This window comes from Streptomyces sp. NPDC088254, assembly GCF_044740925.1.
Taxonomy (GTDB): domain Bacteria; phylum Actinomycetota; class Actinomycetes; order Streptomycetales; family Streptomycetaceae; genus Streptomyces.
The window spans coordinates 349,396-374,904 of sequence record NZ_JBIURQ010000003.1 but is presented as its reverse complement, the minus strand read 5'-3'; the positions used below and the strand labels follow the sequence as shown (position 1 = coordinate 374,904).

Sequence of the window (25,509 nt, the reverse complement as noted above, 5' to 3'; positions counted from 1 at the left end):
GAGGGGGCGCCGACCGTCGACGGACAGGAACGCGCGGGCAATTTGTATCAAGCAAGCGGTTGCGACCAGTAGTTCGGATCGGATGATGTGGATCACATCACGTTTGGTGCGGTGAAAGCCGGGTACTGGCCTTCGCCCTCACGGTCCTTGGGTCGGCGGCTGACGCCAGTCGACCGACCCGGTCGCTCTCGGCGCCGTCGATTCGATCCGCGCCCTGGTCTCCCGCATCACCGCGACGATCCGCGCCTCGTGCGCCGGCGTCAGCCGGGCCACCGGTGCCGAGCGGCTGATCGCGTCCTGCGCGGGCGTGTCGTAGCGCAGCGCGAGACCGAAGCCGGCGATCGTTGACGCGGTGAGTTCACCTACCTAGCCTTCGTCTTCATACGTAGACAGGAGTGGGACGTGGACCTCACCATCACGGACGTACGGCTGAACCCGATCCTCGTCGCCGATCCGCCGCTGCTGAACACGCAGGGCGTCCACCAGCCGTACACCCCCCGGCTGATCGTGGAAATCACGACCGCCGACGGGGTCACGGGCGTCGGGGAGACCTACGGCGACACCAAGTACCTGGAACTGGCCCGACCCCTCGCCGCGCGACTGACCGGTCGTCAGGTGAGCGATTTGAACGGGCTGTTCGTCCTCGCGGGCGCGGTGGCCGTCGACGACTCCCGTGTCTTGGGTCAGGTGGACGTGGGCGGACTGCGCGGGGTGCAGACCGCCGACAAGCTGCGGCTCTCCGTCGTCTCCGCGTTCGAGGTCGCCTGCCTCGACGCGCTCGGCAAGGCGCTCGGGCTGCCCGTCCACACCCTCCTCGGCGGCAAGGTGCGCGACTCCGTCGAGTACAGCGCCTACCTCTTCTACAAGTGGGCCGGCCATCCCGAGGGTGCGGCGTGCGAGAAGGACGACTGGGGGGCCGCCGTCGACCCGGCCGGCGTGGTCGAGCAGGCCCGCCGCTTCAAGGAGCGGTACGGCTTCACCTCGTTCAAGCTCAAGGGGGGCGTCTTCCCGCCCGACGAGGAGATCGCCGCCGTGCGCGCCCTCGCCGAGGCGTTCCCCGGCCACCCCCTGCGCCTCGATCCCAACGGGGCCTGGAGCGTGGCGACTTCACTGCGGGTCGCCGAGGAGCTCGGGGACGTGCTGGAGTACCTGGAGGACCCCGCGCTCGGCACCGCCGCGATGGCCGAGGTCGCCGCCGGGACCGACGTCCCGCTCGCCACCAACATGTGCGTGACCACGTTCGCGGAGATCGCCGAGGCGTTCGCCAAGGGCGCCGTGCAGGTCGTGCTCTCCGACCACCACTACTGGGGCGGACTGCGCAACACCCAGCAACTCGCCGCCGTCTGCCGCACCTTCGGCGTCGGGGTCTCCATGCACTCCAACACCCACCTCGGGATCAGCCTCGCCGCCATGACCCACGTCGCGGCCACCGTCCCCGACCTCCACCACGCCTGCGACTCCCACTACCCCTGGCAGTCCGAGGACGTCCTCACCGAACGCCTCACCTTCGACGACGGCAGGGTCACCGTGTCCGACGCGCCCGGCCTGGGCGTCGAACTCGACCACGACCGCCTGAGGTTCCTCCACGAACGCTGGCTGAACGACTCCGGCGCCCTGCGCGACCGCGACGACGCGGCGGCGATGCGCCTCACCGACCCCACCTGGACCACCCCGAGCGTGCCCCGCTGGTGAACCCGGACGCGTCCGCGGTCCCGCGCGGGGCTGCGGACGCCCGTCCGGGACGTGGTGCACACTGGCCAGATCGGCACCACGTCAGGGAGCGCACAGTGACCGCGTCCATCACGTCCACCGGAGAGGGACACCACCGGCACCACCGGGAGGCACAGGTCGACCCGCTGGCCGGCCTGCGCGGCGCGGCCGACCCGCCCTGGGACGTCTACCTCACCGGCACCGTATTCCTGGACATCATCTTCACCGGCCTCGACTCCGCGCCCGTCCGCGGCACCGAGTCCTGGGCCCGCGGCATGGGCTCCAGCCCCGGCGGCGTCGCCAACATGGCCACCGCCCTCGCCCGCCTCGGCCTGCGCACCTCCCTGGCCGCCGCCTTCGGCGACGACCACTACGGCGAGTACTGCTGGGACGCGCTGGAACAGGGCGAGGGCATCGACCTCACCCCCTCCCGCACCATCCCCCACTGGCACTCCCCGGTCACCGTCTCCATGGCCTACGAGGGCGAACGCACCATGGTCTCCCACGGCCACGAACCGCCCCCCGAGGAGGTCCTCCTCCAGGGCGACGCCCCCGCCGCCCCGCCGCACGCCCGCGCCGCCGTCGCCTCCCTCACCCCCGGCCGCGGCGCCCCCTGGATCGCCCGCGCCGCCGGCCTCGGCACCCGCGTCTTCGCCGACGTGGGCTGGGACGACACCGGTGCCTGGGACCTGGCCGGCCTCACCGACCTGAAGCACTGCGAGGCGTTCCTGCCGAACGCCGAGGAGGCCATGCGCTACACCGGCACCTCCTGCCCCCGCGCCGCCGCCCACGCCCTCACCGAACACGTCCCGCTCGCCGTCGTCACCCTCGGCTCCGACGGCGCGTACGCCGTCGACCGGCGCACCGGCGAGACCGCCGAGGTCCCCGCCATCGACGTGGAGGCCCTCGACCCCACCGGTGCAGGGGACGTCTTCGTGGCCGGCTTCGTCACCGGCGCCCTCGCCGGCTGGCCGCTCGCCGACCGGCTCGCCTTCGCCGGACTGACCGCCGCCCTCTCCGTCCAGGAGTTCGGCGGATCGCTCTCCGCCCCCGGCTGGTCCGAGATCGCCGCCTGGTGGCGCAGGGTCCAGTCCGTCGACGGCCAGGACCCCGAGGCGCTGCGCCGCTACGAGTTCCTCGACGGCCTCCTCCCGGCGGGCCGGGAGACCACCCCGTGGCCGCGCCGCCGCGCCGTCCCCACGATCGGCTTCCGCCGCTCGGCCTGAACGGGAGCCGCGCCCCCGCCGCTCCCGACGCGACTGTTCGAAAACCCCTGCGGTGTTGTCAGTCCCCTGGCGTACCCTGGAACACGCCAGGCCGCCCTTGTGGCAGGCGAGACGTATCCGGGAGGACGTAGAGGCCTTCGGGCCGGCCTATGACTGAGACACCCACAGCTCAGACGCCCGCGCAGGGCAAGGCGAGAGCACAGTTCACCGTTCCCGCCCAGCACCCCATGGTGACCGTGCTGGGATCCGGAGACTCCCTCCTGCGCGTGATCGAGACGGCCTTCCCGGCGGCCGACATCCACGTCCGGGGCAATGAGATCAGCGCTACCGGCGATCCGCACGAGGTCGCCCTCATCCAGCGCCTGTTCGACGAGATGATGCTGGTGCTCCGCACCGGGCAGCCGATGACGGAGGACGCAGTGGAACGCTCGATCGCCATGCTGCGGGCGAGCGAGAACGGGACGAGCGACGGCCAGGAGACCCCGGCCGAGGTACTGACGCAGAACATCCTGTCCTCGCGCGGCCGCACCATCCGCCCCAAGACCCTGAACCAGAAGCGCTACGTCGACGCGATCGACAAGCACACCGTCGTCTTCGGCATCGGCCCCGCCGGTACCGGAAAGACGTACCTGGCGATGGCGAAGGCGGTCCAGGCCCTGCAGTCCAAGCAGGTCAACCGCATCATCCTGACCCGCCCCGCGGTGGAGGCCGGCGAACGCCTCGGCTTCCTCCCCGGCACCCTCTACGAGAAGATCGACCCCTACCTGCGCCCGCTGTACGACGCCCTGCACGACATGCTGGACCCGGACTCGATCCCCCGGCTGATGGCGGCGGGGACGATCGAGGTCGCGCCGCTGGCGTACATGAGGGGCCGGACCCTGAACGACGCCTTCATCATCCTCGACGAGGCCCAGAACACCTCCCCCGAGCAGATGAAGATGTTCCTCACCCGGCTCGGGTTCGACTCGAAGATCGTGATCACGGGTGACGTGACGCAGGTGGACCTGCCCTCCGGCACCAAGTCGGGGCTGCGGCAGGTGCAGGAGATCCTGGAGGGCGTCCAGGACGTCCACTTCTCGCGGCTGTCGTCCCAGGACGTCGTACGGCACAAGCTGGTGGGCCGTATCGTCGACGCGTACGAGAAGTACGACAGCCACCACGGCACGGAGAACGGCACCCACAAGGGCGGCCGCAACAAGCGGAAGTAGACAAGCCAGCACCATGTCGATCGACGTCAACAACGAGTCCGGAACTGAGGTCGACGAGCAGGCGATCCTCGACATCGCCCGCTACGCGCTCGCACGGATGCGCATCCACCCGCTCTCCGAGCTCTCGGTGATCGTCGTGGACGCGGACGCCATGGAGCAGCTCCACATCCAGTGGATGGACCTGCCCGGCCCGACGGACGTCATGTCCTTCCCGATGGACGAGCTGCGGCCGCCGTCGAAGGACGACGACGAGCCGCCGCAGGGGCTGCTCGGCGACATCGTGCTGTGCCCCGAGGTCGCCGAGAAGCAGGGCAAGGAAGCGCCGACGCAGCACTCCATGGACGAGGAGCTCCAGCTGCTCACCGTCCACGGCGTGCTGCACCTGCTGGGCTACGACCACGAGGAGGCCGACGAGAAGGCCGAGATGTTCGGCCTCCAGGCGGCCATCGTGGACGGCTGGCGGGCCGAGAAGGGCCTGACCGGTCCGTCGCCGGCGCCGACCGTCTCATGAGCCCGACGCTCGTCGCCGGCGCGGTCGCCCTGGTGGTCGTGGCGTGGCTCGCCGCCTGCGCGGAGGCGGGCATCGCGCGCGTCTCCAGCTTCCGCGCCGAGGAGGCCGTACGGAGCGGGCGGCGCGGCAGCGCCAAGCTGGCGCAGATCGCCGCCGACCCCACCCGCTACCTCAACGTGGCGCTGCTGGTCCGCGTCGCCTGCGAGATGGCCGCCGCCGCGCTGGTCACCTACGCCTGTCTGAACACGATCGACGGCACGGCCGGGGCGCTGCTCGCCGCGATCGGCGTGATGGTGCTCGTGTCGTACGTCGCCGTCGGGGTCTCCCCGCGCACCATCGGCCGCCAGCACCCGCTGAACACGGCGACGGCCGCCGCGTACGTGCTGCTGCCGCTGGCGCGGATCATGGGCCCGATCCCGTCGCTGCTGATCCTCATCGGTAACGCGCTCACCCCCGGCAAGGGCTTCCGCCGCGGTCCGTTCGCCTCCGAGGCGGAGCTGCGGGCGATGGTGGACCTCGCCGAGGCGGAGTCGCTGATCGAGGACGAGGAGCGCCGGATGGTGCACTCCGTCTTCGAGCTGGGCGACACCCTCGTGCGGGAGGTCATGGTGCCGCGCACCGACCTCGTCGTCATCGAGCGCTACAAGACCATTCGGCAGGCCCTCACGCTGGCGCTGCGATCCGGGTTCTCGCGGATCCCCGTCACCGGGGAGAGCGAGGACGACATCGTCGGGATCGTGTACCTGAAGGACCTGGTCCGCAAGACGCACATCAGCCGGGACGCCGAGTCCGACCTGGTGTCGACGGCGATGCGGCCCGCCGCGTTCGTGCCCGACACCAAGAACGCCGGCGATCTGCTGCGGGAGATGCAGCAGCAGCGCAACCACGTCGCCGTCGTCATCGACGAGTACGGCGGCACCGCCGGCATCGTCACCATCGAGGACATCCTCGAGGAGATCGTCGGCGAGATCACCGACGAGTACGACCGTGAGCTGCCGCCGGTGGAGGAGCTCGGCGAGGGCCGCCACCGGGTGACCGCCCGTCTCGACATCACCGACCTGGGCGAGCTGTACGGCCTGGAGGAGTACGACGACGAGGACGTGGAGACCGTCGGCGGTCTGCTCGCCAAGGCGCTGGGCCGGGTGCCGATCGCCGGGGCCTCCGCGGTCGTCGAGCTGCCCGACGGCCGGCTTCTGCGGCTGACGGCGGAGGCGGCGGCCGGGCGCCGGAACAAGATCGTCACGGTGCTGGTGGAGCCGGTGGACAAGCCGGAGGAGGAGACGGCCGAGTGACGCCCGGGGGAGCCCGAGTGACGCCCGAGGAGGAGACGTCCGTATGACGCCCGAGGAGTTGCGCGCCTTCTGTCTGTCCTTCGAGGCGGTGACGGAGGACTTCCCCTTCCGGCCGGAGATCTCCGTCTTCAAGGTGCTCGGCAAGATGTTCGCCCTCAGCTGGATCGACGCGCGGCCCCTGAAGGTCAACCTCAAGTGCGACCCGGAGGACGCGGTCCGTCTGCGCGCCGACCACCCGGACCTGATCGCCCCCGGCTACCACATGAACAAGCGGCACTGGAACACGGTGACGGTGGACGGCGCGCTGCCCGGTCAGCTCGTCCGTGAGCTGATCGAGGACTCGTACGACCTGGTCGTGGCGGGGCTGCCGCGCGCGGAGCGGCTGCGCCTGGACCGCCCCTGAGAGTTCGCGGGGGCGGCTCGCTCCGTATGCTCGGGGCATGACCGACAGCACAGCGCTCGACGCCGAGGACCGCAAGATCGTCACCCTGGCCCGTTCCGCCCGGGCCCGCAACGGGGTGCCCGAGGGGGCGGCCGTACGGGACGAGACGGGGCGTACGTACGTGGCAGGGACGGTGGCGCTGCCGTCGCTGGAACTGAGCGCGCTGCGGACGGCGGTGGCGATGGCGGTGGCGTCCGGGGCGAAGTCGCTGGAGGCGGCGGCCGTGGTCACCGACGCCGAGTCCGTCGCCGAGGCGGACCGGGCCGCCGTCGCCGATCTGGGCGGCGCGGGCACGCCGGTGCTGGTGGCTGGCCCCGACGGGACCGTCCGGCTGACCGTCACCGCGGGCTGAGACACCGGGGGCCGCAAAGGGCCCCCGGGCCTGCTGAGCACCCCGGCCGACCGCCGCGGGGGCCCGCGGCCCCCTGGCCGGGCGGCTGGAACGTGTCGTCCGGAATTTGCTCTTGCCGTCCTCCCTCTCCCGCGGGTCAATGGGCGTAGTTTCCGACGGACCGTCAGATTTACCCCCCACCGGGACAAGGTGCCCGCACCCACCCGTCCCGCTCCGGCCGTCCGTCTCCCCACATCCGGGAAGGAGCCGGAACCCCATGAGAGGCAAGCGAATCGGATCAGGTGCGGCACTGCTGGCCGGGGCCCTCGCGGTCACCGGGCTGGCCTTCGCGCCCACCGCACTCGCCGTCGCCCCGACGACGGCGAGCGTCACCGCGAACTGCGGTCTGTTCGGCGGCGGAGCCGCCACCCTCACGGCCACCCAGAGCGGCACCGCGGCCACCCTCACCCTGAAGTCGACCGCGATCACCGCTCCGATCCCGATCGGCGCCAACAGCATCAACTCCACCCTCACGATGGCGAACTCGACCGGTTCGGCCAGGGTCTTCACCGGCACGGTGAACCCGGCCATGCCGACGGGCGCCCCGATCGAGGTCGGCCCGCTGGGCGGGACCGTGGCCTCCGGTGACAGCCTGGACTTCTACCGGGGCTCCCTGAAGATGGTCGTCTTCGGGATCACCGTCACCTGTACGGGGACCGGGCCGCAGTCGCCGGGACCGTTCGTGTTCGACTGATAACCGGTGCGAAGAGGCGCCACGGGCCGTCGGTTTCCCCGCGTCAGCAGGAAGCTGACGGCCCATCAGTCGAACTCTCCGCATCCATTGACTTCTGTCGCGATCCGCACCTCAATGCCCCCTGTCGGCGCAGAAAGAGCCGCTGCGCCCGCACCCTTGAGGAGGGGGCACCATGGGTTCGACACCCCGAAGATCCCTGAGACGGCGCTGGGCGTCGCTGCTCGGGGCGACCACCCTCGCGGTCACCGCGAGCGGGGCGCTGGCGTGCCCGGCCGGCGCCGCCACCGACGTGGACTACCCCACGCACTGCGTCCCGCCGCCCATCGCGGGCATCCCGGACATCGACGGCACCACCACCGGGAGGATCACCGCGGACAAGACGTCCGCCAAGGTCGGCGACACCGTCACCGTGACCTACACGGTGGTCAAGCCCGCCGCCAGCAACCCCACCGACCTCGCCCTGCCGGCCGACATCATGACCCCGACCGGCAAGATCACCCTCGGCGGCGCGCAGAGCGGCAGCGTGACCGTCACCGGCCCGAAGAAGAACGACCCGGTGCCCGGCAAGGGCGCCTTCCCCTCGTTCTCCATGACCGGCACGTTCACCGTCACCTCGCCCGGCGCGATCACCCTCTCGCCCGGCGACTACAACATCCACACCAGCTACATCCTCGAACTCGACACCCCCTGCACGGTGAAGAACCCGCCCGCCCCGGTGTCCGAGACGGTCACCGCGACGGACAACCCGCCGGCCAACACCCGCTCCATCCAGCTCGGTTCCGCCTCCGGTACGCCGGGCGCCGCGGTCACCGTCACCGGCGGCGGCTTCACCCCGGGCGCGAGCGTCACCCTGGCCGGACGGTCCGGGGCCGCCCAGACCGCGGACAAGGCGACCGTCACCGCGAACGCGCAGGGCGCCGTCTCCGGCTCGCTCGTCGTCAACGACCGCACCACCACCGGCGTGGTCGCGTACGAGGGCGGCGCGTGGAGCGCGGAGCGGGGCGCCGGGCCCGTCGCGTACGTCGTCGTCGACGACACGCCCGTACCCCCCGGGAGCCAGAAGCTGACGACCACCGTCAAGGCGGGCACCCTGTCGATGTCCCAGGCCGGGGACGCCGTGCAGCTGTCGGCGGTCGACTTCGGCACCGGCGGCGCCTCGACCGGCAACCTCAACGCGGTGACCGTCAAGGACTTCCGCGGCGGGCCGGCCGGCTGGTCGCTGACCGGCAAGGTCACCGACTTCAGCGGACCGGGCGGCAAGATCGGCGCGGGGAAGCTGAGCTGGACGCCCGAGTGCGGCACCAAGGCGGGCAGCCCCAGCACCTGTCAGGCCGGCTCGGCCGGAGTGGTGGGCGGCACGGGGGCGACCCTGGCGTCCACACCGAACGGCACGCTCACCGGCGGTGAGTTCACCGCCTCCGCCCGACTCTCCCTCGACGTACCGGCGTTCACGCCTCCGGGCACCTACGCCGGCGTCCTGACCCTCACGCTCACCTGACCCACGTCCACCGGTGGCCGGGCGTCCTCCTCACAGGTCCGCACCCGCCCGACCACCCCGCCGTGTCCGACGCCCGCGGGGGTCCGCACCCATGCGCAAGCCGTACGCCCTCCTCCTGACGTTCCTCACGCTGCTGCCCCTGCCGCTGGGCCTGCTCGGCCCGCTCGCGCCGCCCGCCCGGGCCGCCGACAACGGCAGCTGGTCGGTCAACCCCCTCTCGACGACCGTCGCCGAACGGCCCTACTTCTACGTCTCCGCAGACCCCGGCCAGACGATCGAGGACACGGTCGTCGTCACCAACAAGACGGACACGCCCCTCACCTTCCGCCTCTACGCCGCCGACGCCTACAACACCGAGCGCGACGGCGGTTTCGCCGTGCGGACGGCGGGGGAGCGGATGCGGGGCGTGGGGGCGTGGGCGAAGCCCGCGAAGGACCGGGTCACCGTGCCCGGACGCGGCACGGCCACCGTGCCGTTCACGATCGGCGTCCCCGAGGACGCCGAGCCCGGCGACCACCCCGGGGCGATCGTCGCCCTCGACGAGCGGGTCGAGAAGGGCGGGGCGGGGGTCGCGCTCGGCGTGCGGCGCGCCGTCGGTGCCCGCGTCTACCTCCAGGTCGGCGGCCCCACCCTGCCCGCGCTCACCGTCGAGGACGTCCGCGTCGAACAGAGCCGGCCGCTGGTCCCCGGCTTCGGCGACAGCGAGGCGACGATCTCCTACACGCTGCGCAACACCGGCAACGTCACCCTGAACCCGAAGGTCGAACTGCGGGCCCGGGGCCTGTTCGGCCGCACCCTGCTCTCCCGCGACCTGGCGAGGATCCCCTCGGAACTCCTCCCGGGCCAGCGCGTCCATCTCTCGGAACCCTGGCACGGGGCGCCCCAACTCGACTGGGGCAAGGTGACGTTGACGGCGAGCGCCAGGGAGACGAGGGAGTCGGCGAGCGCGGGTTTCTTCGCCGTGCCATGGCTCGCGGCGCTGGTGCTGGGCGCGGCTGTCGGCGCAGGACTGGTGCTGCTGCTCAAGAAGCGGCGGGCGCGACACCCTCAACGGGCGCGGGGCGTCGACATCATGCGGCTCCGCCGCGGGGCGCGACCAGTCCCCACGCACCCGCAGACGAAAAGCCACACAGCATCCGGTGTTTAGAGGGCGTCGGGCCCCCGCTCCCCGGTCCGCACCCGCACCACCGTCTCAACCGGCAGAGCCCAGACCTTCCCGTCGCCGATCTTCCCGGTCTGCGCGGCGCGCACGATCGCGTCGATGACGTCGTCCGCCACCGCGTCCTCGACGACGACCTCGATACGGACCTTGGGCACCAGGTCGACCTGGTACTCGGCGCCGCGGTACACCTCGGTGTGGCCGCGCTGCCGGCCGTAGCCGCTGGCCTCGGTGACCGTGAGGCCGTTCACGCCGAGCTCCTGCAGGGCGTTCTTGACCTCGTCGAGGCGGTACGGCTTGACGATCGCGGTGATGAGCTTCATGCCTGGGGGGTGGCCTTCTGGACGGAGGAGAGGGAGGAGGAGGAGCTGACCGGGGCGCCATGGCCCAGGACGCCGTGATCGTATGCGCTCTCGGCGTGCACCGTAAGGTCCAGGCCGGTCTGCTCGTGCTCCTCGTCCGCGCGGAAGCCGATCGTGCGGTCCAGCAGCTTGCCGATGCCGTACGTCACGAGGAAGGCGTACGCCCCGACCGCGACGACGGCCACCAGCTGCCTGCCGAGCAGGGCGGGGCCGCCGCCGTGCACGAGGCCCTCGGGGCCGCCGGTCATCGACTCGACGGCGAACACGCCGATCAGGAGGGTGCCGATGACACCGCCGACCAGGTGGACGCCGACGACGTCGAGCGAGTCGTCGTAGTTCAGCTTGAACTTCCAGCTCACCGCGTACGAGCAGACGACGCCGGCGGCGAGGCCGACCACCAGCGCGCCGAGCAGGGAGACCGAGCCGCAGGACGGGGTGATCGCGACCAGGCCGGCCACCGCGCCGGAGGCCGCGCCCAGGGTGGTGGGGTGGCCGTCGCGCTTCTGCTCGACGAAGAGCCAGCCGAGCAGGCCGGTGCAGCCGGCGGCGAGGGTGTTGAGGAAGACGGCGGCCGCGAGGCCGTTCGCGCCGAGCGCGGAGCCCGCGTTGAAGCCGAACCAGCCGAACCACAGCAGTCCGGCGCCCAGCACGACCATGGGGAGGTTGTGCGGACGCATCGCGTCCTTCTTGAAGCCCAGACGCGGGCCGAGGACCAGGCAGAGCGCCAGACCGGACGCGCCGGAGGTGATCTCGACCGGGAGTCCGCCCGCGAAGTCGAGCGCGCCGAGCCCGTCCAGGATCCAGCCGCCGGGCCCCCACACCCAGTGGGCGACGGGAACGTATACGAGGAGCGCCCAGAGGGGGACGAAGACCAGCCACGCCGCGAACTTCGCGCGGTCCGCGATCGCGCCGCTCACCAGGGCAGCCGTGATGATCGCGAAGGTGAGCTGGAAGGTGGCGAACAGGACGGTGGGAACCGTGCCGTGGACGCTGTCGGGGCCGACGCCCGCCATGCCGGCGTGGTCGAGGACGCCGATCAGGCCGCCGCCGGCGTCGTCACCGAAGGCGAGGGAGTAGCCCGCGGCCAGCCACACCACCGTGACCAGGGCGATGGACACGAAGCTCATCATCAGCATGTTCAGGACGCTCTTCGTGCGGACCATGCCGCCGTAGAAGAGGGCCAGGCCCGGGGTCATCAGCAGGACCAGTGCGGTGGCGGCGAGCAGCCAGGCGGTGTCGCCGGTGTCCACCTGCGCGGCGGCGGCAAGGATCACGGTCGTCTCCAACGGTGTGGGGGCTCGTCAGAGGGTCACCGCAGGGCGTTACCGGTTGCGTACGGGTGTGTTTCCGTGACGTTTCGTTGCGTGTGGGTTTCGGGAAGCTCACGTGTCGGCGGGGCCGCGTGGATCAGGGACAATGGTCGCCATGAGCGTTCGCACCCAGTCATCCGAACAGTCGGCCGAGGCCGCGCACCGGGCCGGTTTCGCCTGCTTCGTGGGCCGCCCCAACGCCGGCAAGTCCACCCTCACGAACGCTCTGGTCGGGAAGAAGGTGGCGATCACCTCCAACCGTCCGCAGACCACGCGGCACACGGTCCGGGGCATCGTGCACCGCCCCGAGGCCCAGCTGATCCTGGTCGACACCCCTGGGCTGCACAAGCCGCGCACGCTGCTGGGGGAGCGGCTGAACGACGTCGTACGCACGACGTGGGCCGAGGTGGACGTGATCGGTTTCTGCCTCCCGGCGAACGAGAAGCTGGGTCCCGGCGACCGGTTCATCGCCAAGGAGCTGGCCGGGATCAAGCGGACGCCGAAGGTCGCCGTCGTGACGAAGACGGACCTCGTCGACTCCAAGACGCTCGCCGAGCAGCTGATCGCGATCGACCAGCTGGGCAAGGAGCTGGGCATCGAGTGGGCCCAGATCGTGCCGGTCTCGGCGGTCGGTGACCAGCAGGTCGAGCTGCTGGCGGACCTGCTCGTGCCGATGCTGCCGGAGAGCCCGCCGCTGTACCCGGAGGGCGACCTCACCGACGAGCCCGAGCAGGTGATGGTGGCGGAGCTGATCCGCGAGGCCGCGCTGGAGGGCGTGCGGGACGAGCTTCCGCACTCCATCGCCGTGGTCGTCGAGGAGATGCTGCCGCGCGAGGACCGGCCCGCCGACCGGCCGCTCCTCGACATCCACGCGAACATCTACATCGAGCGGCCCAGCCAGAAGGGCATCATCATCGGCCCGAAGGGACGCCGCCTGAAGGACGTGGGCATCAAGTCCCGCAAGCAGATCGAGGCCCTGCTCGGGACACCGGTCTTCCTGGACCTGCACGTCAAGGTCGCCAAGGACTGGCAGCGCGACCCCAAGCAGCTGCGCAAGCTGGGCTTCTGACGCCGGGGCCCGCGCCGCTCACCGGTACCGGTTCAGTCCACCCCCTTGATCCGGACCACCAGGAGCGCGCCCGCGAGGCCGATCGCCGCCGCGATGGCGTACAGGGCCGGATAGCCGCCCAGGTGGGTGACGATCGGGGCGGCGAGGGCCGGGGCCGTCACCTGGGGGAGGGCGTTGGCGACGTTGATGACGCCCAGGTCCTTGCCGCGGTCCAGCGCCTTCGGCAGGACGTCCGTCATCAGGGCGAAGTCGACGGAGGTGAACACACCGAAGCCGACGCCCAGCACCGCCGCCGCGACGATCGCCCCCGGCCAGGTCTGCCACACCGCCAGCGCCCCCGTCGCCACCGCCATCAGCACGCCGGACCAGAGCACGAACGGCTTGCGCCGGCCCACCCGGTCCGACCAGACGCCCCCGACGACGACCGTGGCGAGCAGCGTCACCCCGTTCACGGCCGTCAGGATCAGCACGCCCTCGTCGGGATCGGCGTGATGGAGGCGGTCGCGCAGGTAGTACAGCAGGTACAGCAGCACCAGCGCGTTGCTGAGGTTCATCAGGAAGCGGGTCAGCCAGGCCCAGCCCAGGTCGGGGTGGCGGCGCGGGCTCAGCCAGAAGCCCGCCAGGAAGCTCCGCCAGGACCAGGCGGGACGGTCCGCCGCCGGCAGCCGCAGATCCGCGTACCTCCACACGTACGGCAGGACCCCGACGAGGCTGAACACCGCGCAGGCCGCGTAGCCCGCCCCCACGCCCCCCGCGGCCGTCGCCAGTCCCGTGCCGCCGACCACGCCCAGGACCTGCGCCGCGCCCAGCCAGCCGCCCACCGAGCCGCGCTGGAGGCGGGGCACCCGGTCGGGGACCGCCGCCGTCACCGCCGCGAAGGCCGCGTTCAGGGTCAGCTGCGCCAGGCACCAGCCGAGGGCCATCGTCCACACGCCGTCCGCGGCGGCCAGCGACAGCAGCGACAGGGCCCCGCCCGCCGCGCCGGCCACGATCCACGGCGTGCGCCGGCCGTGGCGGGACGTGGTGCGGTCCGACAGGGCGCCGAAGAGCGGGTTCGCGACGAGGGAGACGACCGCGCCGACGCCCGTCACCCACGCCAGCATCGTCTCCTTCGACATGCCGGAGCCGGGCGCGAAGTCCTCCGCCTGGGAGGCCAGCAGGATCTGCAGCGGGCCGTACCAGCCCGCCCAGATCGCCCCGTTGGCGAGGGACAGCGCAGCCGTCCAGCCCCGGCCGACCCGGTCCACCGGCTCGGCCAGGGCCGGACCGGCCGCGGGGGGAGCCGCCGTCATCTCTGCGCCCGCAGCACGTCCCGCAGCCAGGTGTAGGACGCCTTGGGGGTCCTGGCCAGCGTCTCGAAGTCGACGTGGACCAAGCCGAAGCGGCGTTCGTAGCCCTCCGCCCACTCGAAGTTGTCCAGCAGCGACCAGACGAAGTAGCCGCGGACGTCGACGCCCGCCTCCACCGCCCGGTGCAGGGCCCGCAGATGGCCGTCCAGGTAGGCGATGCGGTTCTGGTCGTCGACGCCGGGGTAGCTGCACCCGTTCTCGGTGATGACGACCGGGGGGAGGCGGTCGCCGTAGCGGTCCCTGAACGTGGTGAGCAGTTCCGTCAGTCCCTCGGGGACCACCGGCCAGCCGAAGTCCGTCACCGGGACGCCCTCGATCTCCCGTACCGAGAAGGGGAGTTCGGCCGGCATGCGCACCCCGCCGAACTCGATCTCCGTGCCCTGCGGCGCGCCGACCCTGGTGGGGGCGTAGTAGTTGACGCCGTAGAAGTCGAGCGGCTCGGCGATGACCTTCAGGTCGGACTGCGCGTCGCCGGGCATCAACTCGCCCATGCCCTCAGGGTACTCGCCGAGCAGGACCGGCTCGGCGAACAGCCGGTTCAGCAGGAGGTCGTAGAAGGCGGCCGCCTCCACGTCGGCGGGCTCCTGGGAGGCCGGCCAGGTCGGGCCGTGGGAGTTGGCGATGCCTGCGTCCGTGGCGCCGGCCGCGCGCAGCGCCCGTACCGCCAGTCCGTGGCCGAGGAGTTGGTGGTGGGCGACCGGCAGGGCGTCGAAAAGGAGCTGTCTGCCGGGGGCGTGGGTGCCGAGCGCATGGCCCAACAGGGTGTGCTCGGCGGGCTCGTTGAGGGTGATCCACTTGCTCACGCGGTCGCCGAGGCGGGCGGCGACGGCGCTGACGTGGTCGGCGAAGCGGTACGCCGTGTCCCGCTCCAGCCAGTCCAGGTCCACCGGGAGGTCCCAGTGGAAGAGGGTGGGCACGGGGCGGACGCCCGCCGCGCACAGCTCGTCCACCAGCCGGTCGTAGAAGTCGAGGCCGCCGGGGGAGTTCACCCGGGGCCAGGAGACGGAGAAGCGGTAGGCGTCCACGCCGAGGCCGGCCAGCAGGGCCACGTCCTCGGGGTAGCGGTGGTAGTGGTCGCAGGCCACCGCCGCCGTCGAGCCGTCCTTGACCCGGCCCGGCTCGGCGGTGAAGGAGTCCCACACGGACGGCTCGCGCCGGTCGGCCGCCCCCTCGATCTGGTGGGCGGAGGTGGAGACCCCCCACAGGAAGCCGTCGGGGAACCGGGGGATCGGGTGCGTCGCGTCGCGCTGGTCGGTAGCCATGCGCCGGATCATCCGTACCAGGGGTAACGGAAGTCAACGGCCGGACAGGAAAGTCCAGTTACGCCCCCTCTGCTTGCGCCCTGCTCCTCACGCCCCCTCCTTCAGCACCCGCGTGATCAGCCTGCGCTGTTCCTCCGTGAGCCGGGGGTCCGCCGCGTACACGGTCCGGCCGTCCACCGTGATCTCGTAAGCGAAGCCGTCCGGCACACCGGCCGGGGGCACGTCCCGGCCGGCGGCCGTCGCCTTCTCGGCCAGGGCGTGCCACTCGTCGGCGTCGGGCCGCCCCGAGGTGTCCACCTCGGCATGCCGCTCGATGCCCGCGAAACCGCCCGTGCGCGTCACCTGAATCCGCATGGGTCCTGTCTAGTACGAACGGGTCCTGTCCGCTGCGCGTGTCACAGGATTCGCACCCCGACCCGCTCCCATGCCTTCTCCACGGCCAGGAGTTCCTCGCCGCCGTCGCCGAAGCGCTCGCGGGCGGCCTTCACGGTCAGCCCGGCGAAGTCGGTGAAGAAGGCACCCTCCCGCAGCTCGCCGCCGGTGAGGACGTCGTACCAGATCTGGCCCGCCTTCTCCCAGGCGAAGCCGCCGAGGGCGGTAGCCGCCAGGTAGAACGCGTGGTTGGGGATGCCGGAGTTGATGTGGACGCCGCCGTTGTCGCGACCGGTGCGGACGTAGTCGTCCATCGTCGCGGGCTGCGGGTCCTTGCCGAGGACGTCGTCGTCGTACGCCGTGCCCGGGGCCTTCATGGAGCGCAGGGCCTGGCCGGTCACGCTCGGGGCGAGGAGCCCGGCGCCGATCAGCCAGTCGGCCTCGGCGGCGGTCTGGCCGAGCGTGTACTGCTTGATGAGCGAGCCGAACACGTCGGACATCGACTCGTTCAGGGCGCCCGGCTGGCCGTAGTAGGTGAGGTTCGCCGTGTACTGGGTGACGCCGTGGGCCAGCTCGTGGCCGATGACCTCGACGGAGTTGGTGAAGTCGACGAAGATCTCGCCGTCACCGTCGCCGAACACCATCTGCTCGCCGTTCCAGAAGGCGTTGTTGTAGTCCCGGTCGTAGTGGACGGTGGCGTCCAGGGGCAGGCCGTCGCCGTCGATGGAGTGGCGGCCGTAGGCCTTCAGGAAGAGCTCGAAGGTGGAGCCGAGGCCGGAGTAGGCGCGGTTGACCGTGGCGTCGCGGCCGGGGTCCTCCCCCTCGCCGCGGACCTTGGCGCCGGGCAGATCGGTGCCGTGCCCGGCGTCGTAGACGGTCCGCAGCGGCCGGTCGGACGGAGCCTTCGCCGATGGGGCCGCCGCGAGGCGGAACTCGGTGGTCACGCTGCGCGCAGCGCGCAGTTCGCTGTCGCGCACCAGGGTGCGGCGGGCGGGACCGGAGAGCGCGGGGTCGTCGTTGCGGGCCAGCCGGTGGAGGACGTGCGGCGGTACGACGGTGCAGAAGACGGGCTCGAAGCCCCCGTGTGTCGTCATGCCCGGCACCCTTGCACTGGGTGATGCCACTGTCACTAGAGGCAACCATGATTGGTGAAATACGGTGACATAGGACCACGGGCCGGGTTCCCGAGTGGTATGGCGCACGTTTTGCCGGATTCCTCCCTGTGGTCCCGCATACTGGGACAAGCCCGCGTGCCCGGCGTCGCTCGGCTAGAGTGCGGAGCATTATGCGTTTCGGGCTGCTTCTCCTTAGCTGCCGCGGCGAGGGCCTGTAGTCGAGGCCGACCCCCTCCCCGCGGAGCTTGGCGTTGCGTCGTCGGCCGTCCTGATCCGGACTTTCTCCGGCCACCCCGAGGAGCCACCGCACCATGGCGAACCGCCAGCAGCCCAGCCAGATGCCGATCCACAAGTACGGTCAGTACGAGCAGGTCGACCTCCCCGACCGCAGCTGGCCGCAGCAGCGCGTCACCTCCGCCCCCCGCTGGCTCTCCACCGACCTGCGTGACGGCAACCAGGCCCTGATCGACCCGATGTCGCCCGAGCGCAAGCGCCGGATGTTCGACCAGCTGGTCAAGATGGGCTACAAGGAGATCGAGGTCGGCTTCCCCGCCTCCGGCCAGACCGACTTCGACTTCGTGCGCTCGATCATCGAGGAAGAGGGCGCGATCCCGGACGACGTCACGATCTCCGTACTGACCCAGGCCCGCGAGGACCTGATCGAGCGGACCGTGGAGTCCCTCAAGGGCGCCAAGCGCGCCACCGTGCACCTGTACAACGCCACGGCCCCCGTCTTCCGCCGCGTGGTCTTCCGCGGCTCCAAGGACGACATCAAGCAGATCGCCGTCGACGGCACCCGCCTGGTGATGGAGTACGCCGAGAAACTGCTCGGCCCGGAAACCGAATTCGGCTACCAGTACTCGCCGGAGATCTTCACCGACACCGAGCTGGACTTCGCCCTGGAGGTCTGCGAGGCGGTCATGGACGTGTACCAGCCCGGCCCGGGCCGCGAGATCATCCTCAACCTGCCCGCCACCGTGGAGCGTTCGACGCCGTCCACGCACGCGGACCGCTTCGAGTGGATGGGCCGCAACCTCTCCCGCCGCGAGTACGTCTGCCTGTCGGTCCACCCGCACAACGACCGCGGCACCGCCGTCGCCGCGGCCGAGCTGGCGCTGATGGCCGGCGCCGACCGTGTCGAGGGCTGCCTCTTCGGGCAGGGCGAGCGCACCGGCAACGTCGACCTGGTCACCCTGGGCATGAACCTGTTCTCCCAGGGCGTCGACCCGCAGATCGACTTCTCCGACATCGACGAGATCCGTCGCACGTGGGAGTACTGCAACCAGATGGAGGTCCACCCGCGCCACCCGTACGTGGGCGACCTGGTCTACACGTCCTTCTCCGGCTCCCACCAGGACGCCATCAAGAAGGGCTTCGACGCGATGGAGGCCGACGCGGCCGCCAAGGGCGTCACCGTCGACGACATCGAGTGGGCCGTCCCCTACCTGCCGATCGACCCCAAGGACGTCGGCCGCTCCTACGAGGCCGTCATCCGCGTCAACTCGCAGTCCGGCAAGGGCGGTGTCGCCTACGTCCTGAAGAACGACCACAAGCTGGACCTGCCGCGCCGGATGCAGATCGAGTTCTCGAAGATCATCCAGGCGAAGACCGACGCCGAGGGCGGCGAGGTCACCGGCGGCGCGATCTGGGGCGTCTTCCAGGACGAGTACCTGCCCAACCCGCAGAACCCGTGGGGCCGCATCCAGGTCCGCAACGGCCAGTCGAGCACCGACACCGACGGCGTGGACACCCTGACCGTCGAAGCCACCGTCGACGGCGAGGACACCGTCCTCACCGGCACCGGCAACGGTCCGATCTCGGCCTTCTTCGACGCCCTGCAGTCCATCGGCATCGACGTACGCCTGCTCGACTACCAGGAGCACACGATGAGCGAGGGCGCCTCCGCGCAGGCCGCCTCGTACATCGAGTGCGCGATCGACGACAAGGTCCTGTGGGGCATCGGCATCGACGCCAACACGACGCGCGCGTCGCTGAAGGCGGTCGTCTCGGCCGTCAACCGCGCCACCCGCTGAGCCGCGTGACCCGCATGTTCCGGGGCCCCGGTCGCCGCGAGCGACGGCCGGGGCCCCGGCACATCTCGGCCACCCGGGCGTGAAGGTCACGGAGAGGTCTCGTCCTGGGTGCTGACTCAGGCCGCCGGATGTGGCTAACATCACGCAGACGTACGGCGATGATGCCGTGCGGTGACGGAGGTGCGACGTGCTGCCAGGACGGGGACGAGACGGCCGTGCCAACGGGCTTGCCCGCATCCTGGGCACCCGCACCGCGTGGACGCCCGTGGGGGACGGCGAGTTCTTCTGCCCCGGCTGCGGCGGCGACCGCAACTACCAGCGCCTCACCGGCCATCGCCGCCTCACCCTGCTCGGCGTGCCCGTCCTCCCGCGCGGCGCGAGCGCGCCCGTCGTCGAGTGCGCGGCCTGCCGGCGTCACTACGGCACCGACGCCCTCGACCACCCCACCACCGTCCGCTTCTCGGCGATGCTCCGCGACGCCGTGCACACCGTCGCCCTCGCGGTGCTCTGCGCGGGCGGCGCCTGCGCCCGCGCCTCCCTGGAGACGGCCGCCGCGACGGTGCGCACGGCCGGCTTCCCCGACTGCACCGAGGACCAGCTCGCCGCCCTCGTCGACGCCCTCGACACCGACACCGGCCGCCCCCACGGGGAGCTCTGCGCCCCGGTCCTCGCCGCCGAACTCCACGAGGCCCTCGCCCCGCTCGCCCCGCACCTCGCCCCCGCCGGCCGCGAATCCGTCTTCCTCCAGGGTGCCCGCATCGCCCTGGCCGACGGCCCGTACACACCCGCCGAACGCGAGGTCCTCACCACGGTCGGAACAGCCCTGACCATCTGCACGGCCGACGTCACCCGCCTCCTGGCAGCAGCCCGCACCCCGTCGTGAGCACTCCCCTACAGGGCTAAGGCAGGGTCTTGTCGTAGGTCTTGTCCGCGTCCGAGTCGTAGACCTGCTTGCCGGCGGCGTCGAAGCCCTTGATGTGCGGGGCCCTGGTGACCTGCTGGTTCAGGATGCCGGCGGCGACGAACCAGCCGTGGTCCAGGGCCGCCGTGGCGTCGCTGTCGCCGTAGGAGACGGTCACCTTGGCCACGGACGGGTCGACCGTGCCGATCGAGGCCCAGCGGTACGGGAGTTTCCAGTGGCCCTTGTCGATCAGCGACTGCCGGTACAGGCCGCCCGCGTTGTCGTCCGGCACGACCGGGCGCGCGGCCGACGTCAGGCCGTCCTGCGTGCTGGTGCTGATGCCGGCGGACACGCCGTCCTTCACGTCGCAGATCACCCGGAAGCCCGCCGGCCGCTGCGCCACGCCGACGACGTGGACGCCGTCGCCGGGGGAGTTGGAGTCTCCCGTGCTCTTCGCCGCCAGGATGATCCGGTGGTTCTCCGCCTTGCCCGCGTCCTTGCCGACGACGCGTGCCACGTGCTCCGCGGTCAGGCACTCCTGCAGCGCCTTCGTCGCCTCGTCGAAGGTGATCCCGTCGAGCAACTGCCCGTCCGTGGCGGGCCGCGCGGGGCCGGAAGCCGAGGCCGCCGCCGACGCGCTCTGGGGGGCGCTGACCGACGACATCGGCGTCGCCGTGTCAGCGCCCCCTCCCCCGTTCCCCCCGGCCACGGCGTACGCCGCCGCCGGCACCGTCACGATCGCCGCCAGCGCCGCGCCGACCGCCGCCACCCGTCGCCGCCGCTCCGCCACGCCCCGCCGCCGGATCGCCGGGTAGGGCGCGGGGGAAGGGTGGATGGTGTACGCGTCGTCCGTCATCAGTTCCCTCACCAGTTCCTCGAAGTGCCGTTCGTCGGTCTCGTGTGCTTGGTGCGCTTTCCGTGACTGCGCGCCGTGCGCCTCGTCGTTCACCTTCCGCCTCCCCGTCGGGACACCGTGCGGTCCTCCCGCATCAGCCCCGGATACAGCCGCAACTTCGCCAGCCCCTTGGAGGCCTGGCTCTTGACCGTGCCGGGCGAGCAGCCGAGCACCTCGGCCACCTCCGCCTCCGACAGGTCCTCCCAGTACCGCAGGACCACCACCGCCCGCTGTTTCGCGGGCAGTTGTGCCAGCCCGGCGAGAAGGGAGCCGCGTTCGTCCACCCGGCCGACGGACTCGTCGTCCCGGCCCGCCCGCTCCGGCGGGGCCGCGGTCAGCGCCTCGGTGACCCGCCGCTTGCGGAAGCGGTCGCTGTTGCAGCTGACCAGCATCCGCCGGACGTAGGCCTCCGGGTTGTCGCTGCGCGCTATGCGCCGCCACGACCGGTACGCCTTCGCCAGCGCGGTCTGCGTCAGGTCCTCCGCGTGGTGGACGTCGCCCGTGAGCAGGTACGCGGTCCTTACGAGCCGTGACCACCGTGCCCTGACGAAATCCTGGAACTGGCCCTCAAGTTCGGCCTGCATCAAGCACCCTCCTCGCCCCCCAGACCACCATGGCGACGGAATCGGTTGCCCGTGAGTTCGGGACCCGTTCGAATGGGGGGGCATGGAGCGAGACGCCGAGAGGAACGTAGGGAAAGCCGTGGGCGATGACGCCGGTCGGGCCGCGTGGACATGGTCGCCGCAGGCGCCGGGGGTGCTGACGCTGCCCTCGGGGCGGCTGGTGCGGGGGCGGGGACTGCGGCGTGACGTGGACCCGGCGGAACCCGTCCCCGCGTACGGGCTGTATCTGCTCGGGGCGCCGCCCCCGGAGTTTCCCTGGGAGGCGCGGTGGGTCCGGTGGCCCGACTTCCGGCTGCCCTCGGACCGGGCGGACGCGCGGACGGCGTTCACCGAGGCGTGGTGGCGCGCGGAGGGGGAGCGGGTGGAGGTCGCCTGCGGCGGCGGCCGCGGCCGCACCGGGACGGCCCTGGCCTGCCTGGCCGTCCTGGACGGCGTGCCGGCCGCCGAGGCGGTCGGCTTCGTACGCCGCCACTACGACCGGCACGCCGTCGAGACCCCCTGGCAGCGACGGTTCGTACGACGGTTCGCGGCCACGGTCTGAGCCGCGAAGAGGGCCTCACGGACGCCGCGGAGAACGCCTCACGGACGGTCCGAGCCGCGGAGAGCGCCTCACATGGTGAGCGTCATCAGCAGCCGGTGTGCGCCGGGGCCGAAGTAGTCGGCGCGGGGGCCGCCGGGGTCGGGGAGGAAGCCCAGGGAGCGGTAGAGCGCCACGGCGGTGTCGTTGCCCGGTTCGACGGAGAGGGAGACGGTGTGGACGCCCTCCCCGCGCAGATGGCTCAGGATCCTCGTCATCAGCTGACGCCCGAGCCCCTTGCCGCGCAGGCCGGGGGTGATGCCGAGGCTGAGGATCCAGCTGTGTGCCGCGTTCGGCGGCGTCGACAGCACGTACCCGACCAGGTCTCCGCCGTCGTCCACCACGAACACGAAGTCCGGGAAGCAGGCGAGGAACTGCCTGAGCACGAAGTAGGGGTAGGGGTCGGCCGGGAAGGCCTCCGCGTCGAGGCGGACGATCGGGCCGAGATCCTCCTCGCCGGCCGGTCTGATCCGTAAGCGCCTTTCTCCGGACACCTGGCTCACGGTCGAACCGGCGACCGACGGAAAACGATCTCCGGGAACTCCGGGAAGAGGAGTCATACCGTCCCCTTGTGAAGGATGGACTTGGACCGGTCTATGCGAATGACGCGCGCGGCTGCTCTAATGCGATATCCATCTGATCGTCCATCATCTCCCGGTGCATCCACGCCTTCAAGACCTCCGTCTCCTGCTAGGCTGAACCAATGGACTTGGGACCACCCGCCGCCGATCAAAAACTGAATGCTGACGTCCCGTGGGACGCCTTCGATCCCGATGAGTACATCAAGCACAATTACCTGGGCATCCAGGCCGTGGACGAGGAGATCCTCTCCCGTGTGCGGGACCACTTCAGTGATCATTTCCGGGGGCGGGCAGGACGGGTGCATTCCGGTATCGACGTGGGCGCGGGTCCCAATCTCTACCCCGCCCTCGCGATGCTCCCCTGGTGCGACCGGATCACCCTGTTGGAGCGGTCCGAGAGCAACCTCGACTACCTCCGCCGTCAACTCCAGAGCTACGACGCGCACTGGGACCAGTTCTGGGAGGTGCTGCGCAAGGGCGAGGCATATGCCGAGCTGGGCGACGACTACGGGAAGTACCTCGCCGAAGCCGTCCGAGCCCCCGAGCCGGGCAGCCTCTTCGACCTGTGCGGCAGCGACCGCCGCTGGGACCTCGGCACGATGTTCTTCGTGGCCGAATCCATCACCACCGACCTCGACGAGTTCCGCCGCGGTGTCGGCTGCTTCATGCACGTGCTGAATCCCGGCGCGCCCTTCGCCGCCGCTTTCATGGAGCATTCCGAGGGATATCAGGTGGGCTCCCAGGAATTCCCGGCCCTGGACGTCGACGTGGCCGAGGTGAGAACTCAGCTCGCCGAATACGCGGACGAGGTGACGATTCACCGCACCGCCAATCCGCAGGAACTCGTGCGCGACGGATACACGGGAATGATCCTCGCCTGCGGGCGGCGGAAGAGCTGACTTCCGATCCGTTTCTTCCGTGACGCCGAGAAGCAGACGGAAAGCCGCCGGAGCGACGCCGGAACGACGCGGGAATGACGCCGGAACGAACACCCGCCGCGAAAGACGGCATCGAGGCGGACACGGTGACGGCATGGTGACGGGCCTGTGCGAGGGGAATGGGCATGCAGATCAAACCGAGACAGAACCTGCTCGAGGTGTGGCAGGCCATCGGCCGCCACTCGTTCGACAACGGTGAATGGGACTGGGGTGAATGGGGCGGCCGCAGCAGCGTCGCCGACGCGGAGCGACTGCTCTGCCTGATGTACCCCGCCACCGAAATCAGCGCGTTCCGTCTCGACGACCCCGACACCACCCAACGGGACGTGGAAAGGGCCCTGCGGAACGCGGGCGACTCCACCGCGATTCCCGGGAACCTCGTCAAGGTCCTCACCCACTTCATGGAGCAGCACCGCGGCGAGGGCAGGCCCACCTTCGCCGGCGGCTACTACTTCTCACCCGAGGACCCCGAGCAGCAACTCACCCAGGAGCAGCGGGACGTGGGCGTGGTCGACGCCTACTCCATGTCGGTCACCCTCTGCCTCGCCACGCTCGGCTTCCTCAAGGTCTACCGGGGCAAGACCCAACGGGCGAGCACCCTCGCCCAGATCGAGCGGCTCTGGGAGGCCACCAGCGCCCGGCTGACCGCCGCCATGGTGAGCCTGCTGCGCTCCTTCACCGTCAACGTCGTCGACGTCAACGGCGACCAGGGACAGGCCCTGACCCGGCTGCTCGGCCAGGGCCGGCTCTCCCAGCGGCAGGTCCTGCAGCGCTTCCAGGAACGCTTCAAGCAGTTACGCGCCGTCATCAGCGAGAGCCTCATCCTCGGTCTCGACGCCGACGTCACCGACGAACTGCGCAACGAGAACCGCATGTTCGAGTGCGGATGGGCCTGGAGCCTGGTGCAGGGCGCCCCCGACGTCGAGGTGGAGCCCGAGACCGCCGTCGCCATCGGCAAGCAGCCCGAGGGCGTGGCCCACGCCGTGCCCTACCTGTACTTCACCGTCGTCGCCCTCGACGGCATCCCCGACCTGTTCTCCGAGCGCACCCTCGTCCTCGGTCTGCTCAACCCCGAACAGCAGAAACTCGCCGACGCGCTCCGGCTGCGCTGGGAGATCACCCAGCAGTACTGGTCGGCGGTGGCCCGCTTCGGCGACGGCACCTGGCCGCTGGAGGAGATCCCCTGGCGCACCACGCTCCAGCAGCTGGAGTCGGAGTACTTCTCCCTCTCCGTGGCCTCCATCCTCGTCCACGACCTCGTCCGCCGCCGCGCCACCGACGACGACCTCACCCGCACCGTCGCCGTCATGGAACGCCTCGCCGAACGCGGCCGGATCACCAGCGGCATGACCCGCGACGACCCCGCGATCGGCCTGCACAACCCCGGAGTCACCCTGCCCCTGCTGGGCAGCGACGCCCTGGGCCCGCCCATGAAGTGGACGATGACGGACTTCTCCGCGCAACTGCTCAAGCGGACCATCCAACTCTGTTCGCTGTCACGGAACATCAGCTCCCAGGACCGTCTGCTGCAACTGGCCGAGAGCATCCTCGACCACCTCTGGCAGCGCCGGCTCAGCGAGGGCCACGGCGTCGGCCTGTGGGACAACGTGCACGCCGTCTACCCGGAATCGCCGGTACGCCAGGGCCCGTTGTCCTGGAACATCATGGAGCGCATCACCGAGTGCATGGTCGCCGCACACGGCCTGTACGACCAGAAACCGGTCCGCAGCTCCGAACTCACCGAGCTGTCCAAGGCGTTGATCAGCGAGGCGGCGCACCTGTTCGGCCGGGAGCAGATGGAGCAGGCCGCCCCCGCCCTCAAGAGCCCCCAGGGAGAAGAGATCAAGGCCATCGAGGCGGACCTGCGCCGCGCCCGGCGACTCGTCGGCGACCAGCCCGGCACCGCCTACGCACTCGCCCTCGGCGTCCTGACCCGGCTCGACACCCTCGCCCGGGCCCGCGGCGACGCCGACCCGCAGGGGAGGTGACGG

25 protein-coding genes and 1 pseudogene are annotated in these 25,509 nt (G+C 71.1%); 16 read left to right on the top strand and 10 right to left on the bottom strand.

Going from position 1 to position 25,509, the window contains the following annotated elements:
* Window positions 1-138: 138 nt before the first annotated feature.
* Window positions 139-342: pseudogene (locus tag ACIOC0_RS12205) on the bottom strand (hypothetical protein); the annotation flags it as partial.
* A gap of 60 nt (window positions 343-402) precedes the next feature.
* Here ACIOC0_RS12205 and ACIOC0_RS12200 point away from each other — a divergent pair.
* From ACIOC0_RS12200 to ACIOC0_RS12155, 10 genes are all read left to right on the top strand, one after another.
* Window positions 403-1,692 carry a glucarate dehydratase family protein gene (locus ACIOC0_RS12200; protein WP_402154937.1) on the top strand — a complete coding sequence of 430 codons (1,290 nt, stop codon included), beginning with the start codon at window positions 403-405 and terminating at the stop codon, window positions 1,690-1,692.
* 95 nt (window positions 1,693-1,787) lie between these two features.
* Window positions 1,788-2,936 carry a carbohydrate kinase family protein gene (locus tag ACIOC0_RS12195; RefSeq protein ID WP_402154935.1) on the top strand — a complete coding sequence of 383 codons (1,149 nt, stop codon included), beginning with the start codon at window positions 1,788-1,790 and terminating at the stop codon, window positions 2,934-2,936.
* Between the two features lie 149 nt (window positions 2,937-3,085).
* Window positions 3,086-4,144, top strand: a complete 1,059-nt coding sequence (locus ACIOC0_RS12190) for a PhoH family protein (RefSeq protein ID WP_352245074.1) — start codon at window positions 3,086-3,088, stop codon at window positions 4,142-4,144.
* A 13-nt stretch (window positions 4,145-4,157) separates the two neighbouring features.
* Window positions 4,158-4,655: an rRNA maturation RNase YbeY gene (gene ybeY, locus ACIOC0_RS12185; protein WP_351091123.1), complete on the top strand. Its 498-nt coding sequence runs from the start codon at window positions 4,158-4,160 to the stop codon at window positions 4,653-4,655.
* Window positions 4,652-5,947 (top strand): hemolysin family protein, encoded by a 1,296-nt coding sequence (locus ACIOC0_RS12180; RefSeq protein ID WP_402154933.1) that lies wholly within the window; start codon window positions 4,652-4,654, stop codon window positions 5,945-5,947. Before ybeY ends, ACIOC0_RS12180 begins: the two co-directional genes overlap by 4 nt.
* A gap of 43 nt (window positions 5,948-5,990) precedes the next feature.
* Window positions 5,991-6,350: an MmcQ/YjbR family DNA-binding protein gene (locus tag ACIOC0_RS12175; protein ID WP_402154931.1), complete on the top strand. Its 360-nt coding sequence runs from the start codon at window positions 5,991-5,993 to the stop codon at window positions 6,348-6,350.
* Between the two features lie 37 nt (window positions 6,351-6,387).
* The gene (locus ACIOC0_RS12170) at window positions 6,388-6,741 is read left to right on the top strand and encodes a cytidine deaminase (protein WP_351335194.1); all 354 of its coding nucleotides are present in this window, start codon (window positions 6,388-6,390) and stop codon (window positions 6,739-6,741) included.
* A gap of 256 nt (window positions 6,742-6,997) precedes the next feature.
* Entirely contained in the window at window positions 6,998-7,474 is a 477-nt protein-coding gene (locus ACIOC0_RS12165; RefSeq protein ID WP_402154928.1) for a hypothetical protein, read from the top strand.
* A gap of 172 nt (window positions 7,475-7,646) precedes the next feature.
* Entirely contained in the window at window positions 7,647-8,972 is a 1,326-nt protein-coding gene (locus ACIOC0_RS12160) for a beta-xylosidase (protein ID WP_402154926.1), read from the top strand.
* Window positions 8,973-9,063: 91 nt separating this feature from the next.
* A complete protein-coding gene (locus ACIOC0_RS12155) occupies window positions 9,064-10,119 on the top strand; it encodes a WxL protein peptidoglycan domain-containing protein (protein WP_402154924.1) in 1,056 nt (351 codons plus the stop codon).
* Here the strand turns inward: ACIOC0_RS12155 and ACIOC0_RS12150 are convergent.
* Together ACIOC0_RS12150 and ACIOC0_RS12145 are read right to left on the bottom strand one after the other, a co-directional pair.
* Window positions 10,116-10,454 (bottom strand): P-II family nitrogen regulator, encoded by a 339-nt coding sequence (locus ACIOC0_RS12150; protein ID WP_402154922.1) that lies wholly within the window; start codon window positions 10,452-10,454, stop codon window positions 10,116-10,118. The genes ACIOC0_RS12155 and ACIOC0_RS12150 overlap by 4 nt on opposite strands.
* Window positions 10,451-11,764, bottom strand: coding sequence for an ammonium transporter (locus ACIOC0_RS12145; protein WP_402155080.1), 1,314 nt, complete (start codon window positions 11,762-11,764; stop codon window positions 10,451-10,453). Before ACIOC0_RS12145 ends, ACIOC0_RS12150 begins: the two co-directional genes overlap by 4 nt.
* Window positions 11,765-11,918: 154 nt before the next feature.
* On the opposite strand from ACIOC0_RS12145, the gene era reads away from it, so the two are divergent.
* Complete coding sequence (gene era / locus ACIOC0_RS12140; protein WP_165430289.1) at window positions 11,919-12,872, top strand: GTPase Era; 954 nt, start codon at window positions 11,919-11,921, stop codon at window positions 12,870-12,872.
* A 32-nt stretch (window positions 12,873-12,904) separates the two neighbouring features.
* On the opposite strand, the gene ACIOC0_RS12135 is transcribed toward era, so the two are convergent.
* The 4 genes from ACIOC0_RS12135 to ACIOC0_RS12120 all read right to left on the bottom strand — a co-directional run bounded on the left by ACIOC0_RS12135 (window position 12,905) and on the right by ACIOC0_RS12120 (window position 16,949).
* The gene (locus tag ACIOC0_RS12135; RefSeq protein ID WP_402154920.1) at window positions 12,905-14,164 is read right to left on the bottom strand and encodes an MFS transporter; all 1,260 of its coding nucleotides are present in this window, start codon (window positions 14,162-14,164) and stop codon (window positions 12,905-12,907) included.
* Window positions 14,161-15,495, bottom strand: coding sequence for a GH1 family beta-glucosidase (locus tag ACIOC0_RS12130; RefSeq protein ID WP_402154918.1), 1,335 nt, complete (start codon window positions 15,493-15,495; stop codon window positions 14,161-14,163). The genes ACIOC0_RS12135 and ACIOC0_RS12130 overlap by 4 nt, the downstream gene beginning before the upstream one ends.
* A 75-nt stretch (window positions 15,496-15,570) precedes the next feature.
* Window positions 15,571-15,837 carry a protealysin inhibitor emfourin gene (locus tag ACIOC0_RS12125; protein ID WP_130436849.1) on the bottom strand — a complete coding sequence of 89 codons (267 nt, stop codon included), beginning with the start codon at window positions 15,835-15,837 and terminating at the stop codon, window positions 15,571-15,573.
* Window positions 15,838-15,878: 41 nt separating this feature from the next.
* Window positions 15,879-16,949, bottom strand: coding sequence for a M4 family metallopeptidase (locus tag ACIOC0_RS12120; protein ID WP_402154915.1), 1,071 nt, complete (start codon window positions 16,947-16,949; stop codon window positions 15,879-15,881).
* 332 nt (window positions 16,950-17,281) lie between these two features.
* On the opposite strand from ACIOC0_RS12120, the gene leuA reads away from it, so the two are divergent.
* Both leuA and ACIOC0_RS12110 read left to right on the top strand, forming a co-directional pair.
* On the top strand, window positions 17,282-19,003 hold the full coding sequence (gene leuA, locus ACIOC0_RS12115) for a 2-isopropylmalate synthase (protein ID WP_351091145.1): 1,722 nt from the start codon (window positions 17,282-17,284) through the stop codon (window positions 19,001-19,003).
* Window positions 19,004-19,190: 187 nt separating this feature from the next.
* Window positions 19,191-19,886: a TerB family tellurite resistance protein gene (locus tag ACIOC0_RS12110; protein WP_402154913.1), complete on the top strand. Its 696-nt coding sequence runs from the start codon at window positions 19,191-19,193 to the stop codon at window positions 19,884-19,886.
* A gap of 16 nt (window positions 19,887-19,902) precedes the next feature.
* On the opposite strand, the gene ACIOC0_RS12105 is transcribed toward ACIOC0_RS12110, so the two are convergent.
* Both ACIOC0_RS12105 and ACIOC0_RS12100 read right to left on the bottom strand, forming a co-directional pair.
* Window positions 19,903-20,853 carry a hypothetical protein gene (locus ACIOC0_RS12105; RefSeq protein ID WP_402154911.1) on the bottom strand — a complete coding sequence of 317 codons (951 nt, stop codon included), beginning with the start codon at window positions 20,851-20,853 and terminating at the stop codon, window positions 19,903-19,905.
* Entirely contained in the window at window positions 20,850-21,383 is a 534-nt protein-coding gene (locus tag ACIOC0_RS12100; protein WP_402154909.1) for a SigE family RNA polymerase sigma factor, read from the bottom strand. The genes ACIOC0_RS12105 and ACIOC0_RS12100 overlap by 4 nt, the downstream gene beginning before the upstream one ends.
* Before the next feature lie 118 nt (window positions 21,384-21,501).
* Between ACIOC0_RS12100 and ACIOC0_RS12095 the strand changes: the two genes are divergently transcribed.
* Window positions 21,502-21,963 carry a protein phosphatase gene (locus ACIOC0_RS12095; RefSeq protein WP_402154907.1) on the top strand — a complete coding sequence of 154 codons (462 nt, stop codon included), beginning with the start codon at window positions 21,502-21,504 and terminating at the stop codon, window positions 21,961-21,963.
* A gap of 68 nt (window positions 21,964-22,031) precedes the next feature.
* On the opposite strand, the gene ACIOC0_RS12090 is transcribed toward ACIOC0_RS12095, so the two are convergent.
* A complete protein-coding gene (locus ACIOC0_RS12090) occupies window positions 22,032-22,493 on the bottom strand; it encodes a GNAT family N-acetyltransferase (protein WP_351091155.1) in 462 nt (153 codons plus the stop codon).
* A 209-nt stretch (window positions 22,494-22,702) separates the two neighbouring features.
* Between ACIOC0_RS12090 and ACIOC0_RS12085 the strand changes: the two genes are divergently transcribed.
* Together ACIOC0_RS12085 and ACIOC0_RS12080 are read left to right on the top strand one after the other, a co-directional pair.
* Complete coding sequence (locus ACIOC0_RS12085; protein ID WP_130436857.1) at window positions 22,703-23,479, top strand: SCO2525 family SAM-dependent methyltransferase; 777 nt, start codon at window positions 22,703-22,705, stop codon at window positions 23,477-23,479.
* A 164-nt stretch (window positions 23,480-23,643) separates the two neighbouring features.
* Entirely contained in the window at window positions 23,644-25,506 is a 1,863-nt protein-coding gene (locus tag ACIOC0_RS12080; protein ID WP_402154905.1) for an SCO2524 family protein, read from the top strand.
* The last annotated feature ends 3 nt before the right edge of the window (window positions 25,507-25,509 follow it).

Excerpts from the sequence above, each read along its gene's own strand:
- ACIOC0_RS12100 (WP_402154909.1), bottom strand. The coding sequence starts at position 21,383 with ATGCAGGCCGAACTTGAGGGCCAGTTCCAGGATTTCGTCAGGGCACGG.
- era (WP_165430289.1), top strand. The coding sequence starts at position 11,919 with ATGAGCGTTCGCACCCAGTCATCCGAACAGTCGGCCGAGGCCGCGCAC.
- leuA (WP_351091145.1), top strand. The coding sequence starts at position 17,282 with ATGGCGAACCGCCAGCAGCCCAGCCAGATGCCGATCCACAAGTACGGT.
- ACIOC0_RS12135 (WP_402154920.1), bottom strand. The coding sequence starts at position 14,164 with ATGACGGCGGCTCCCCCCGCGGCCGGTCCGGCCCTGGCCGAGCCGGTG.
- ACIOC0_RS12175 (WP_402154931.1), top strand. The coding sequence starts at position 5,991 with ATGACGCCCGAGGAGTTGCGCGCCTTCTGTCTGTCCTTCGAGGCGGTG.
- ACIOC0_RS12190 (WP_352245074.1), top strand. The coding sequence starts at position 3,086 with ATGACTGAGACACCCACAGCTCAGACGCCCGCGCAGGGCAAGGCGAGA.
- ACIOC0_RS12155 (WP_402154924.1), top strand. The coding sequence starts at position 9,064 with ATGCGCAAGCCGTACGCCCTCCTCCTGACGTTCCTCACGCTGCTGCCC.
- ACIOC0_RS12180 (WP_402154933.1), top strand. The coding sequence starts at position 4,652 with ATGAGCCCGACGCTCGTCGCCGGCGCGGTCGCCCTGGTGGTCGTGGCG.
- ACIOC0_RS12170 (WP_351335194.1), top strand. The coding sequence starts at position 6,388 with ATGACCGACAGCACAGCGCTCGACGCCGAGGACCGCAAGATCGTCACC.
- ACIOC0_RS12120 (WP_402154915.1), bottom strand. The coding sequence starts at position 16,949 with ATGACGACACACGGGGGCTTCGAGCCCGTCTTCTGCACCGTCGTACCG.
- ACIOC0_RS12160 (WP_402154926.1), top strand. The coding sequence starts at position 7,647 with ATGGGTTCGACACCCCGAAGATCCCTGAGACGGCGCTGGGCGTCGCTG.
- ACIOC0_RS12080 (WP_402154905.1), top strand. The coding sequence starts at position 23,644 with ATGCAGATCAAACCGAGACAGAACCTGCTCGAGGTGTGGCAGGCCATC.
- ACIOC0_RS12165 (WP_402154928.1), top strand. The coding sequence starts at position 6,998 with ATGAGAGGCAAGCGAATCGGATCAGGTGCGGCACTGCTGGCCGGGGCC.
- ybeY (WP_351091123.1), top strand. The coding sequence starts at position 4,158 with ATGTCGATCGACGTCAACAACGAGTCCGGAACTGAGGTCGACGAGCAG.
- ACIOC0_RS12150 (WP_402154922.1), bottom strand. The coding sequence starts at position 10,454 with ATGAAGCTCATCACCGCGATCGTCAAGCCGTACCGCCTCGACGAGGTC.
- ACIOC0_RS12085 (WP_130436857.1), top strand. The coding sequence starts at position 22,703 with ATGGACTTGGGACCACCCGCCGCCGATCAAAAACTGAATGCTGACGTC.
- ACIOC0_RS12125 (WP_130436849.1), bottom strand. The coding sequence starts at position 15,837 with ATGCGGATTCAGGTGACGCGCACGGGCGGTTTCGCGGGCATCGAGCGG.
- ACIOC0_RS12130 (WP_402154918.1), bottom strand. The coding sequence starts at position 15,495 with ATGATCCGGCGCATGGCTACCGACCAGCGCGACGCGACGCACCCGATC.